11 protein-coding genes are annotated in these 13,134 nt (G+C 61.6%); 8 read left to right on the forward strand and 3 right to left on the reverse strand.

The features are described 5' to 3' along the window. The first annotated feature begins 182 nt into the window (after window positions 1–182). Window positions 183–1,397 carry an MFS transporter gene (locus VGO04_RS10095; RefSeq protein ID WP_327495810.1) on the forward strand — a complete coding sequence of 405 codons (1,215 nt, stop codon included), beginning with the start codon at window positions 183–185 and terminating at the stop codon, window positions 1,395–1,397. Window positions 1,398–1,486: 89 nt separating this feature from the next. On the opposite strand, the gene VGO04_RS10100 is transcribed toward VGO04_RS10095, so the two are convergent. Then, window positions 1,487–2,419 carry a LysR substrate-binding domain-containing protein gene (locus tag VGO04_RS10100; RefSeq protein ID WP_327495811.1) on the reverse strand — a complete coding sequence of 311 codons (933 nt, stop codon included), beginning with the start codon at window positions 2,417–2,419 and terminating at the stop codon, window positions 1,487–1,489. 87 nt (window positions 2,420–2,506) lie between these two features. On the opposite strand from VGO04_RS10100, the gene VGO04_RS10105 reads away from it, so the two are divergent. From VGO04_RS10105 to VGO04_RS10115, 3 genes are read left to right on the forward strand one after another with little or no spacing between them, the layout of a single operon-like run. Beyond that, complete coding sequence (locus VGO04_RS10105) at window positions 2,507–2,986, forward strand: RidA family protein (RefSeq protein WP_327495812.1); 480 nt, start codon at window positions 2,507–2,509, stop codon at window positions 2,984–2,986. Further along, on the forward strand, window positions 2,980–4,176 hold the full coding sequence (locus tag VGO04_RS10110) for an aminotransferase class V-fold PLP-dependent enzyme (protein ID WP_327495813.1): 1,197 nt from the start codon (window positions 2,980–2,982) through the stop codon (window positions 4,174–4,176). Before VGO04_RS10105 ends, VGO04_RS10110 begins: the two co-directional genes overlap by 7 nt. A 15-nt stretch (window positions 4,177–4,191) precedes the next feature. Beyond that, complete coding sequence (locus VGO04_RS10115; protein ID WP_327495814.1) at window positions 4,192–4,974, forward strand: SDR family oxidoreductase; 783 nt, start codon at window positions 4,192–4,194, stop codon at window positions 4,972–4,974. A 64-nt stretch (window positions 4,975–5,038) separates the two neighbouring features. On the opposite strand, the gene VGO04_RS10120 is transcribed toward VGO04_RS10115, so the two are convergent. Continuing rightward, window positions 5,039–5,935 (reverse strand): LysR family transcriptional regulator, encoded by an 897-nt coding sequence (locus VGO04_RS10120; protein ID WP_327495815.1) that lies wholly within the window; start codon window positions 5,933–5,935, stop codon window positions 5,039–5,041. A 95-nt stretch (window positions 5,936–6,030) separates the two neighbouring features. Between VGO04_RS10120 and VGO04_RS10125 the strand changes: the two genes are divergently transcribed. Then, the gene (locus tag VGO04_RS10125; RefSeq protein WP_327495816.1) at window positions 6,031–6,675 is read left to right on the forward strand and encodes a DUF2306 domain-containing protein; all 645 of its coding nucleotides are present in this window, start codon (window positions 6,031–6,033) and stop codon (window positions 6,673–6,675) included. 232 nt (window positions 6,676–6,907) lie between these two features. Here VGO04_RS10125 and VGO04_RS10130 read toward each other — a convergent pair whose 3' ends face one another. Further along, window positions 6,908–9,265: an Orn/Lys/Arg decarboxylase N-terminal domain-containing protein gene (locus VGO04_RS10130; protein WP_327495817.1), complete on the reverse strand. Its 2,358-nt coding sequence runs from the start codon at window positions 9,263–9,265 to the stop codon at window positions 6,908–6,910. 351 nt (window positions 9,266–9,616) lie between these two features. Between VGO04_RS10130 and VGO04_RS10135 the strand changes: the two genes are divergently transcribed. From VGO04_RS10135 to VGO04_RS10145, 3 genes are all read left to right on the forward strand, one after another. Beyond that, window positions 9,617–10,990 carry a lyase family protein gene (locus VGO04_RS10135; RefSeq protein ID WP_327495818.1) on the forward strand — a complete coding sequence of 458 codons (1,374 nt, stop codon included), beginning with the start codon at window positions 9,617–9,619 and terminating at the stop codon, window positions 10,988–10,990. A 42-nt stretch (window positions 10,991–11,032) separates the two neighbouring features. Continuing rightward, a complete protein-coding gene (locus VGO04_RS10140; protein ID WP_327495819.1) occupies window positions 11,033–12,529 on the forward strand; it encodes an aldehyde dehydrogenase family protein in 1,497 nt (498 codons plus the stop codon). 59 nt (window positions 12,530–12,588) lie between these two features. Then, window positions 12,589–13,134, forward strand: a 546-nt coding sequence (locus VGO04_RS10145; RefSeq protein WP_327495820.1) for an aldo/keto reductase, incomplete at its 3' end; no start/stop codon positions are given.

Consider the following 13,134-nt stretch of genomic DNA (forward strand, 5'->3'; position numbering starts at 1 on the left):
TAGGGGGCCTGTCGCCTTGCCGCTGCGGTGCCCGAGACGGCTTCCGGTTCAGACGCCGCCGTGCTAAGCAAGCTGCCATAGGGATAACCGAAGCTCTGCCTCGAAACCCGACATGTCAATTCCATGTCGGGGCGAGCGCTTGTTCGTGCCTGCATGGGTCATCATGCAGGGAGAACGGGTGCATGAACCCTATCGTGATCTTGCTCGCCTTTGCGACATTTGCCACAGGAACTGCCGAAAACATCGTCGTCGGCATCGTCTCCGATGTCGCTGGCGACCTTGGCGTTTCGCTCGCAATCGCCGGGCAGTTGACTGCCGTCTTTTCCATCGTGTTCGCCTTGACGGCGCCGTTGGCACTCGTCCTGACGATGAAGATCGAGCGCAGGCGCCTTCTTCTTTGTGCCTTGGGCCTGTTCATTGCCAGCAATCTCTGTGCGGCAGCGAGCCCGAATCTCGCAATGCTCGTCGTCGCCCGCATCGGCATGGCCATGGCGAGCGCAACCGTCTGCCTTCTGGCAACGATGTTGGCGACCGAACTGGTTGCGCAAGACATGCGAGGGCGAGCCATCGGCCTCATTTTCATGGGGATCAGTGGCTCGCTGGTGCTCGGCGTTCCCGCAGGCATCCTTATCTGCGGACTGGTCGGCTGGCGGGGCGTCTTCGTCGCGTTGTCCCTGCTTGCAGGCTTGGTATGGCTGGTGAGTTGGCGGCACGTTCCGATCTCGGCGTGCCGCAGGGCCGCCCTGCCAAGATATCTGGACCACCTGCGCAAGCCGCCTCTCGTCGCGGGCCAGTTTGTCTCCATCCTGATGATTGGCGGGCACTTTGTGCTGTTTGCCTTTCTCGGCCCCTACCTCGTCCAGATTGGCGGCGTTGCCGTCGACGACATAGCGATTGCGTTTGCGGTCCTGGGCGTGGCCGGCGTGAGTGGCGGCTATCTCGGTGGTTGGCTTGCCGACAGGTTTTCGCCGCGCAACGTCCTGTTGCTCACGCCGGCGGCCTACCTGCTTGCCCTCGTCACCATAGCGTTGGTTGAGGGCACCGCATGGCTGATGTTTGGCGTACTGATGATCTGGGCCTGCATCAGCTGGATGGTCTCGCCGGTGGTGCAGAGCTTCCTGATCTCCGCCGGGCCGGCGACGGCGGATGCCGGCATAAGCCTGAATTTGTCGACGATGCACATAGGTGTGGGGCTCGGGACGGCAGTTGGGGGGATCGCGCTTGCAAGCCTGTCGATCCACGCACTCCCATGGGTCGGAGCGATTATCGCGGCGCTTGCGCTGGTCGCGAGTTGCTGCGCGTTCTGGTCGTCGAGATTAGCAGCAAGATCGCAAGAACTTTCCGGGCCAAGCCAAAAGCCCTGCCGAGTAAAGACCTCGCTGGCGCTCAAGGCATGAGACGGCTCCGCCGAGGGTTACGGTATCGCCTACGTGCCGGAGGATCTGGAACGGCGGATGCCTCGCTCAAGAATGAGCCCGCACGTTCTCTACGCCGACAGGGTCATCTCGTTTTTCAACCAGCCGACAAACGCTTCTATCGCTGGAAGCTTCTTCGAGTGCGGGTCGAAGGCTGCCCAGTACGCTGCCTTCTGCGAGCTCAACGAAGCTGACAAGGGCCTGACCAGCCGCCCGGCCCGAATATGCTCCCGAACAAGAAGGCCGCGCCCCATGGCGACACCCTGACCATCAAGAGCCGCCTGCAATACAATGTTGTAGTCGGTCAGGCGGGTCTGCCTGGCCTTCTCAAGCGGAAATCCTGATACCTGCGACCACAGCTGCCACTCGAGGCCGCTCTTGGCCTGCAATATCTCGTGGTCGAGAAGATCCAGGGGGGATTGAAACCGGGATCCGTCTCCGTATAGCGCCGGGCTCAACACCGGAGACAAATCTTCACTTGCGAGGTGCACGCAGGGCTGTTTGCTCGCGCCAAAATCGCCAAATCGGATCGCGACATCCGCTTCACCGCGCCCGACATCGACGATCCGCAGGGTCGGATCCAAGTCGAGCTCGATCGTTGGATGGCTCTTGAGGAATGAGCCAAGTCTGTTGACGAGCCAGTTCGCGGCGAAAGACGGAAGCAAGCTCACGCGCAAGCTGATCTGGCCGGATCGCGAGCGCACCCTCGCGGTGCCCTCCGACAGCACAGTGAAGGCCTCATCAACGGTGGCAAGAAACATCGTGCCTGCCTCGGTCAGCTCTATGCTCTTGCTTTTGCGACGAAAGAGCGGAGTACCCAGAGCACTCTCGAGCTGCTTGATGTGGTGGCTCACCGCGCTTTGCGTAATGAGCAGTTCCTCGCCGGCCAATCGGAAGCTCCCGCGGTTTGCGACGGCCTGAAAGACCCTGGACGCGGAAAGGGGCGGGAGGAATGGGGAACTACGCAACGTGCCGATGCCTCGCGGATGAACGACGCGTGACATTAACAAATTCGATCGCAGGGCGCAAAGCTTTGAATTGGCGGGCTCCTCGGATTTCTTTCATGAAGCAGGAAGGAAAAGGAGAAAGCGATGACGATTTCAATCCGTGAAAAGCTGGCCACTCTTGGCCTGGAACTGCCCGCACCGACGTCTCCGGCTGCGAACTACATTTCGGTGGTCCGCACAGGCAACCTCCTGTTCATTTCCGGTCAGATCAGCAGGGCGCCGGATGGTGAGATCATCGCAGGTACCCTGGGTGCGGACATCTCTGACGAGCATGGGGTGCAGGCGGCGCGCATTGCAGCCCTCAACCTTTTGGGACAGATCGCCGCCCAAACCGACGGTTCGCTTTCGTCTGTGCGTAGCATCGTCAAGCTCGGCGTATTCGTCGCGGCAACGAGCGATTTCAAGGATCAGTCAAAGGTTGCAAACGGTGCCTCCGACCTGATGGTTGCGGTGTTCGGCGAAGCCGGACAGCACACGAGGGCCGCCATTGGCGTCAGTTCGCTTCCCGCGGGGGCAGCCGTCGAGATCGATGCGGTTGTGGAGCTGGAGGCGACCAGGTGCTGACCGACGCAACAATCGACAGCCTGCGCAACGACACACCCGGCTGCGCCGAGCGGAGGCACTTCAATCACGCCGGAGCTTCGCTACCGCCGCGGCGCGTCACCGAAGCGATCATCGGCCACTTGATGCTGGAAGCGACGCGAGGTCCGATGGAAGCTGCCGCACTGGTTACGGACGAGCTCGCGATGCTTCGTACCAACGCTGCGAAATTCATCGGTGCCGACGAAGGCGAGGTTGCGTTCGGTGGATCGGGATCTGCACTTTGGGGGAGAATGTTTGCCGCTTTGCCTCCGCTAAGGTCGGGCGACCGCATTCTCATCGGCAGACAGGAATGGGGCGGTAACGTCGCATCGATGCAGCATGCGGCAAGCCATGCCGGGGCAAGCATCGAGACCATTCCCTGCCTGGAAGACGGCAGTGTCGATTCGAACGCACTTTCCGCGATGATCGACGACAGGGTGCGCCTCGTCTCGCTGACATGGCTTCCTGCTAATGGGGGGCTGATAAACGATGTCGAAGCCATCGGGCGGGTGGCCAACGCGGCTGGCATTCCATACTTCGTCGATGCGGGGCAGGCGCTTGGTCAGCTCCCGATCGATGTGTCGAGGATCGGTTGCGATGTTCTCAAGGCGGCCGGCAGGAAATACATTAGGGGGCCGCGCGGAACGGCTCTTGCGTATGTTCGCTCCAGGTTCCTTAAGACGCTCAATCCCGGTTTCGTGGACGTGAGCTCCGGCCCTCTGGTCAATGGAAAAGTCGAGCTGCGGAAAGACGCTCGTCTGTTCGAAACGTCCGAAGCGCCTATATCATTGCTCCTGGGGCTCGGCGAGGCGATCGCTCTGGCTTCGGAGTTGGGTGCCGAGGCGATCCAAGCCCGCATAGCCCTCCTCGCAACTCGGCTTCGGGAAGGATTGAAGCGCATTGCGGGCGTCGAGGTGCGTGACCTCGGCACGAAACAATCCGGCCTTGTATCTTTTACCGTGGAGGGAATTTCGGCATCGGTCGTGAGAAGCAGGCTCGCCGCGAAAAGCATTTCGATCGGGGCAAACGGCATACCCTACACGCCCTTCGATATGACCGCGCGGGGTCTGCAGGAAATAGCCAGAGCCTCGGTCAGTTACTTCAATACTGCGGGAGAGGTCGATGACCTCGTCTATGCGGTTGAACAAATTGCAAAAGATGCGATCCGATAGAAGGACGGAACTGCGATGGATTTGGGAATAAGTGGCAAGCGCGCGATCGTCTGCGCCAGCTCGAAAGGGCTGGGCAGAGGCGTGGCGCAGAAGCTCGCAGAGGCGGGCGTGATCGTTACCCTGAACGGTCGTAACCTTGAAACGTTGGAGGCCACCGCCAAGGAGCTTCGCGAACTGACACGTGCCGAAGTCCATGCCGTGGCAGCCGACGTAACGAGCGAAGAAGGACGGCAAAAGCTTCTCGAAGCGGAACCGAAAGCCGACATCCTCGTGACCAATGCAGGAGGACCGCCGCCTGGGCTATGGTCTGATTGGGAGGCGAATGAATGGTTGAACGCATTGAACGCCAACATGCTGACCCCGATCCTGCTGATGAAAGCGGTTCTGCCGGGCATGATCGATAGGAGCTGGGGGCGCGTCGTCAACATCACATCGGCGTCCGTAAAGTCACCGATCCCGGAGTTGGGCCTGTCCAATGCGTCGCGCAGCGGGCTGACTGGATTTGTAGCAGGGACGGCGAGGCAAGTCGCGAAACATGGCGTGACGATCAACAACCTCCTACCGGGGTCGCATGAGACCGATCGTGTGGCCGTGCTTCTCCAGCGAAGGGCAGAAATGCAGGGCATCTCAATCGACCAGGCCCGGCAGCAGGCGCATGCGGAAAATCCGACCGGGCGCTTCGGCACCATTGAGGAGTTCGGTGCTACCGCGGCATTCCTTTGCAGCCAGCACGCAGGCTACATTGTCGGCCAGAACATTTTGCTCGACGGTGGCGCTTTCAGGTCAACGCTTGCATGAGTTCCAACGTCTCGCGGGCTGCCTATGTCCGGCTCCAATTCTATTTTTGCAGCCAACCGGCACGCTATTGATCGCCTTTATCCGAGTACGTGGACAATCCTGCGACCAGGGCGTCGAACACGGCGCGGATGCGCGGTAGGGCGCGCATGTCTTCGTGGGTGACGACCCACGTGCCAAGCTCGGCGATGACGATGCCGGGCAGGACACGCCGAAGATTGGGATCGCGCGAGGCAGAAGGGACCTGCATCACCCCGATACCGACACTCGCCCGTATGGCTGCGGCCACCGTCGTGTGGCTGTCGGTTCGAAGCACAAACGCCTGCGCAACGGCCGGGCGGAGCGCTTCGGCCAATGCGAGCTCGCGCAAGTTGCGATCCGGTCCTATCAGGTCGTGCCCGGCCAGATCCTCCACACAGTCCGGCACGCCGCGGGCTGCGAGATACTGCGCCGACGCGAAGAAGCCGAGTGTCACCGGCGGCAGTTTCTGCGCCACGAGGACAGACTGAACCGGCGGTATGTTGCGTATCGCCACATCCACTTCGCGTGACAACAGGTCAGCCACCCGGTCGCTTGCGACGAGCTCGATGCGGATGCCCGGATGAGACTGGCGCAGCCGTGCGAGGATCGGCGGCACGACTTCGACGGCCATGAAATCAGACACGCTGAGCCGGACGACACCGGACAGCGTATCGGACGGTGCGGCGGCCTGGCGGACGAACAGCTCGGAGGCTGCCGCCATGGTCCGTACGGTGGCGGCCATATCGAGCGCGTGATCGGTCGGGTAAAGGCCGTTGACGGAGCGGGTGAACAGTGTCGTCCCGAGCGCTTCTTCCAGCGCCGCGATCCGGGCTCGAACCGTGGGATGCGACAGGCCGAGCGCCCGCGCGGCGCCGGCAAAACTGCCGGTTTCAAGCGCCGAGAGAAATATCCGCTGGTCGTCCCATGACACTGATCTGCTCATAATTTTCTTTCTAGCAAGTACCGACGTTCTTGCAATTCAGTTTCTATCATTGAGGTTGTATTTTCTGCTCGTCCCCTCAAGAAAAGCGACCGACCATGAGCATTGTGAACGACAGCCTGCCCCGCAAAACGACATGGGCTCTCTTCATCGCATCGGCGGTGGGCATTGCCCTATACTCCGCGCCACCGTACCTGACGCTCGATCCTGCCTTGAGCAAAATCCCGCTCAATCGGGAGTATCTTTCTCATTTGCTCTGGATTTCGGTACATGGAGTGCCAGGCGCCGTGGCGCTTGTGATCGGTCCGTTCCAGCTCCTCGCCGGCTTCCGCATCCGCTTCCCGCGATGGCATCGCTACCTGGGCCGGGTCTATGCAGTCGCCGTGGTGATCGGCAGCATCGCGGGTCTCGTCGCGGCGCTGATGTCCACATCCGGCATCCCGGCGCAGATCGGCTTCGTTCTTCTGGCACTCGCCTGGTTGTTTACGATGTGGAAGGGCTACCGGGCGGCCAGGACACGCCGCTTTGCCGATCACCGCGTCTGGATGATCCGCAACTATGCCCTGACATTCGCCGCAGTGCTCCTGCGGGTGTTTCTCGGCCTTGGTGGTATCGCGATGGCCGTCTGGCCGCAGATGACGTTCAACGATATCTACCTTGCCAGCATCTGGGGTTCGATCCTGGTCTGTGCGGTTCTTGCGGAGTGGCTGTTCGTAAGCCCGTTCCAAAGAGGCCGAGGCTGAATTGCCTTTTTCGCTCCGACGAGAAATTGTGGGCGAACTCGCCGAACGGAATGGTCACGAACGTTGACCGCTTTCCGTGCCGGTTCCGGCCGGCTGGCAAGATCCGGGGTGCCGCCGGGCCGGCAGGCCGCAATGTGTTCTGGCCAACCTCGCAGACGTCCCAGCCGTCGCGCGAGGGCGGAATGTCGATCGATCTGTCCTGCTACATGACGGATCAGCGTTTCTTGAAATCCTATTCCGCGACGACGTAGGTATGAAGTCGTATGCGGCCCGATGCGTCCGTTTCGCGATAGAGGCCCTGGATCTCGACGTCAAAGCCCGGAAAGGTGTTGAAGCAGGTTTCGAACATCTTGAGATAGTCGATCATCGGCTGCGCCCGCTCGGTCAACCGTTCGCCTGGCACGATGGTGGCGATCCCCGGCGGATAGACGACGAAGGGCGTTGTGGCGATCCGTCCGGCGATCGCGTCGATCGGCAGATAGTCTACGTCATTTCGCACTAGGCAGCGTGCCGCATCGTGGGGCGAAAGCGCGATATCCGGCAGGTGCGCCTCGGAAAACTGCTTGGCCTGCAGTGCGCTCACATTCGCGTCGCGGAAGAAGCGATGCATGTCGGCGCAGAGATCGCGCAATCGCACGCCGGCGTAGCGAGCGGGTCGGCGGCGGTAGAATTCCGGGATCGCCTCTTCCAGAGGCGCATTGTCGTCATGAAGCCTCTTGAAGGCGACGAGGCCGCTGATCAAGGTGCCTGCCTTGCTGGCCTCAACACCGGGCGTGAGCAGGAACAGCAGGGAATTCAGGTCGTTCTTTTCCGCGACGATCCGGTTTTCACGCAGGTATTGCGCGACGATCGGTGCCGGTATGCCGTGTTCGGCATATTTCCCGGTCGCCCTGTCGAAGCCGGGAGTGAGCAGCGTCAATTTGTTCGGATCGGTCATCGCGAAACCCGGCGCCAGATCGGAGAAGCCATGCCACGCAGCACCCGGGGCGAGATGCCAGAAGGCCGGATTGGCGACGAGCTGATCGGTGGCGACGCTTTCCCACGGCACGTCTTGTACCGCTCCAGGGCTTGCCAGATCCGGCATCGTCACCCGGTCCGGCACGAAGGGCTCGAAAAACCAGCGACGCTCGGGCCGGCGCTCCTTCTCCTCGAATTCGCGGCGCACGGCCCGGATCTTCTTGCGCAGTTCGATGCCCAGCCGGATCGTATCGTCCCACAAAACTTCGCCGGACCGGCCCTTCATCATCTGTGCGCCGACGTCGAGAGAGGCGAAGAGGGGGTAGAAGGGGGACGTCGATGCGTGCTGCATGAAGCTTTCATTGAAGCGGCGGTGTTCGACCCGGCGTTTCTGGCCGGTGATGTGCCGATCCTTCATGTGGATCTGCGAGGCCTGCGAGAAGCTTGCAAGCTGCTTATGCGTGGATTGCGTGGCGATGATACCCGGAGCTTCGGGACCGAGTTCCGCCAAGCCCATGGCAAAGCGACCGGCATAGAGCGGATGAAACTTCATGAAGCCCGCCCAGGCCTCGTCGAACAGGATGTAATCGCATAGGTGCCCGATGGCCTTCAGGATCATCTCGGCATTGTGGATCGTCCCGTCATAGGTGCACTGCTCCACCACCGCCACCCGAAACGGGCGCGGCTTCTGCCAGGCGTCCGGGTCCTTGACCAACGGGTGGGTGCGGATGCGCTCCCGCAACGTTTCCTCGTTCAGGGAGCTAAAATCCATCGGGCCGATCAGGCCATAGGCGTTTCGCGCGGTCGGCACATAGATGGGGATGCCGCCTGAGATCATCAGAGCACCGTGATGCGCCGCCTTGTGATTGTTGCGGTCAAACAGAACCAGGTCACCGTCGGTGACGAGGGCGGAGAGCGCGACCTTGTTGGAAGTCGAGGTGCCGTTGAGGACGAAGTAGGTCTTCTCCGCGCCGAAGATCTTGGCGGCTTCCTTCTGCGCAGCAAGCGCCGGGCCCTCATGGGTCAGCAGATCACCGAGGTCGAGCACGGAGTTGTCGAGGTCGTCGCGGAAGACCGCTTCGCCCAGATGCTCCATGAACACGCGGCCGACCGGGCTGCGGCTGTAGAACACGCCGCCATTATGGCCGGGGCAAGTCCAGAGCTGGTTGCCTTCCTCCGCGTAGTCCACCAGTGCGCCGAAGAATGGAGTCTTCATCGTCTCCGCATATTGCTTGAGGCGGCTGATGAGGTTTTTCGCGATGAAGGCGGGGGTTTCCTCGGACAGGAAGACATAGCCGTCGATGAAGTCGAGCACTTCGACAGGCACGTCTTCGAAGCGCTTGCGTCGGATCAAGAGAATGATCGGGAATTCGAGGCCGCGACGACGCATCAGATTGATGAGAGCGGCTGTCTTGCCCTCCAGGCCCTTCTTGCCCCAGTCGACCATCATGCAGCCGATGGCGGCGTCCGTCTGGACAGCGATTTCGGCGTCTTCCAGATTGCGCGCGCGCACCACCTCGAAACCGGATCGTTCAATTTCCTCGACGATCTGGTTGTAGCGCGCGCCCTCCAGATCCTCACTGTCGAAGGCGGGTGTCGCGAAGAGGAAGGTGAAGCGCCTGAAATAATCCATCTGAGCCTCCGACATTTGCACGAAGCGAGTTGTTCGCGCGTTTCGTGACGATGTTGTGACGGCGGAAAACGTTCGCCGCGCCTCCTTGCATGATGAGCCTGCAATCAACGGCCTTTCCTGACGTCCGATAACCGACTGCGCTCGTGCACAGCGCCAGAAAGAACCTCCTTCCGAAAATGTTCCGCCCAGTCGTCGACAATAGCGTCGTCTGAGGATCGGCGCTTGTCCCATCGGGCCGATCGGGTCGCGCCAAGCCTATGAGTTTTAGGAATGACCTCTGCGCGATAGTCGTTTGTCAGGAAGGGCCGAATACCCGATCTATGCGCGCAGCTGGAGAGGAGAACAGCATTTATGATCCAAGGCCACCTTCCGACCCGTCAGGAGGTCGATAGCATCGGCGCACATGCCGTTCCAGCATTGGCGCTGTACGGTATCCAGACGCAAAGGGCGGTCGAACTTTATCCGCTCGGCGGCGCTGCGCGGTTCTCTGATTATCCTCAGCTGCTCGACGCCATGCTCCGGGTCAAGAAGTCGGCGGCCCGCACCAACATCGAGACCGGCGCGATCGAGACGGCTCTCGGCGAAGCGATCATCCGCGCGATCGAGGGCCTGCTCGCCGAGCCCCGGCCCGAGGCTTTTCCTGTTCATGCCTGCCATGGCGGCGGCGGCATTTCGTTCAACATGAACATCAACGAGGTCGTGGCCAACCTCGCCAATGCCGAGAGTTTCGGTTCAGCCTTCGGCAGCTACGCACCGATCCATCCGAACGACCATGTCAACCTCAACCATTCCACGGCCGATTGCCTTTCGACCGGTTGCCATATCGCCGCGCATTCCGCATTCGAGAGTTTTTCAGAGGAAATCGAAGGACTTGCGGTCGATCTCGATCGGCTCGGTGCCGAATGGGCTCCGCTGCGCAAGCTTGCCCGCACCTGCCTTCAGGACGCCGTCGACATCGGCTTTGAAGACTATCTGGGCGGCGTCGCCGCGTGCCTGCGGTTCAACCTCGCGCGGGCGTCGCAGGATGCGGAGGGACTGCGCCGCATCAGCCTCGGCGGCAACATCATCGGCCGTTCGACCGATTGCGATCCTGCCTTCTTCGCCCGCATCATTCCCGTGCTGAACGAGCAGCTTGCAGACGCCGGCCTCTCCGCCGGGCTCGCCCGCGCCGACAACCTCTTTGCCGCCTCGCAGGCGCATGACCGTCTCCTGGCGCTTACAGGATCGCTCGAGCAGACGGCGCGCACGCTGATCCGTTTCGCCAAGGACCTGCGGCTTATGGCGTCGGGGCCTCACGGTGGCCTTGGTGAAATCCACCTGCCGGCCGTGCAGCCCGGATCGTCGGCGATACCGGGCAAGGTCAACCCGACGATCCCGGAATTCATGGTGCAGTGCGCAATGATGGCTTGCGGCCGCGCGGCCGCGGTGGTCATGACCGCAGATCATGGCGAAATGGACTATAACCCGTGGGAAGCCGTTGTCGTCACCGGCATCCTCGACATGGTCGCGGTCCTGAAAGCAGGCGTTTCCACCCTCCGGCGCAACTGTATCGAGGGCATGCGGCCCGACGTGGCGCGCAACACCGACAACGCCACGAGCCTTTTACCCTCGCTGATCCGGCTGAAGCAATTGAAGGGCTACAGCCATGCCTCCGCTGTCGCGAAGGAGGCCGCGGGCGACCTCGCCTTCGTGCGCCGCAGGGTGGCCGAGGCCGAAGCCGGCTGACCCTTTCGAAATTCACCCTCTCCCAAAGCAAGGCACAAAGACATGTTGCAGGAAACCGAACGCGCCTGGGCCCAGCGCTGGCTGGCCGCCGAGAAGAAGCAGTACATCGACGGTGAATGGGTCCGCGGCGCGGGCGCCGACTGGACGGTGATGAACCCGGCGACCGGCAAGCCACTCTGCACGGTTGCGCTTGCCGATGCGGACCAGGTCGAGACCGCCGCCGGCGCCGCCAATCGCTGCCACCGCAGCGAGGTCTGGAGCCGCAAAACCTCGCGCAAGGCGCGGGCCGAGCTGCTCAACGCCATCGCCCGGCTGATCCGCGAAAACGTCGAAAAACTCTCGCTGCTGGAATCGCTCGCCAACGGCAAGACCTATGCAGAAGCGCTGGTTGACGACATCCCGACCTGTGCCGATATCTTCGAGTATTACGCCGGCTGGACCGACAAATATTACGGCGAAGTTTCGCCCGTCGAGGACGGCTTCCTGAACTTTACCTCGAAGGATCCGGTCGGCGTCTGCGGGTTGATCGCGCCGTGGAACTTTCCGCTCTACCAGGCGAGCCTCAAGATCGCGCCGGCGCTTGCCATGGGCAACACGGTGGTGATGAAGCCGTCGGAGTTCACTCCGCTTGCGACGCTCTATCTCTTCGAGCTCATCGACCGCCATCTCGACCTGCCGAAGGGCCTCCTGAACCTCGTGCTCACCGATGGCGAGGCCGCCAACCAGCTGACGTTGAGCCGCAATGTGCACAAGGTCTCCTTCACCGGCTCGACCGTGGTCGGTCGCAAGATCGTGCAGAATTCAGGCGTCTCGAACCTTAAGGCCGTGACACTGGAACTCGGCGGCAAGTCGCCCTGCATCTTTTTCGACGACACCCAAAATCTCGACGGTGCGATCGACCGCGCCTTTACCGTGATGTTCTCGCACAAGGGCGAAAAATGCTCGGAGCCGACGCGCTTCCTGATCCAGAAAGGCATCTACGACTACGTGCTGGAACGGCTGATCGCCAAGGCGGAAGCCGTGCGCTGTGGCGATCCGCTGGCGGCGGAGACGCAGCAGGGTCCGCAGTGCAACGAAGCGCAGTTCCGCCGCATCATGAGCTATATCGAGATCGGCAAGTCCGAGGCTGAACTGGTCGCCGGCGGGCGGGACGACCGCACGGGCGAAAACGCCGACGGCCTCTTCATCCGCCCGACCATCTTCTCGAACGTGCCTCAGACCGCCCGCATCGTCCAGGAGGAGATTTTCGGGCCGGTCCTTTCCTGCACGCCGTTCTCGACGGCGGAGGAGGCGGTGACGCTTGCCAACGACACGGCCTATGGCCTTGCCGCCGGGGTCTATACCGGCAACGTGACGCTGGCGCACCGCATGGCCGAACGGCTGGACGCCGGCATGGTCTTCGTCAACCGCTATGGCTGCTACGGGCTTTCCAGCCCCTTCGGCGGCTTCAAGGAAAGCGGCTGGGGCAAGGAAATGGCCGTGCATTCGCTTTCTTCCTACACCCGCACCAAGGGCGTCTGGGTCTATTTCGGCGACTGACCCGCTCCGTCTCTCTCAAAAACGCATCCTCCCACCGCTCAATCGGAAAGCTTGAACTGATGCAATATACCCGTCTCGGCCAATCCGGCCTCAAGGTCTCCCGGCTCTGCCTCGGCACGATGAACATGGGCTCCAAGAACTGGAAACCCTGGATCTACGACGAGAGCGAAAGCGAGCCGATCATCGGCCACGCGCTCGACAACGGCGTGAACTTCATCGACCTCGCCGACTTCTATTCGGCCGGCGCCGGCGAGGAAGTGGTGTGCAACGTGCTGCGTCGCCTGACGCGTCGCGAAGAGCTCATCATCACCACCAAGCTCGGCTACGCGATCGGCAAGGGCGTCAACAATGGCGGCCACTCGCGCAAGCACGTCTTCCAGGCCATGGACGGATCGCTCACCCGCATGAAGAGCGATTATGTCGACATCTACATGCTGCACTATTTCGACACGGAGACCCCGGTCGAAGAGACCATGGAGGCGATGAACGATCTCGTGCGGGCGGGCAAGGCGCGCTACATCGGCGTCTCGACCATGTTCACCTGGCAGTTCGCCAAGATCCTGAAGGTCTGCGAAAAGAACGGCTGGGCCCGCCCGATCAACATG

Source organism: Ensifer sp. (genome assembly GCF_035999185.1).
Taxonomy (GTDB): domain Bacteria; phylum Pseudomonadota; class Alphaproteobacteria; order Rhizobiales; family Rhizobiaceae; genus Ensifer.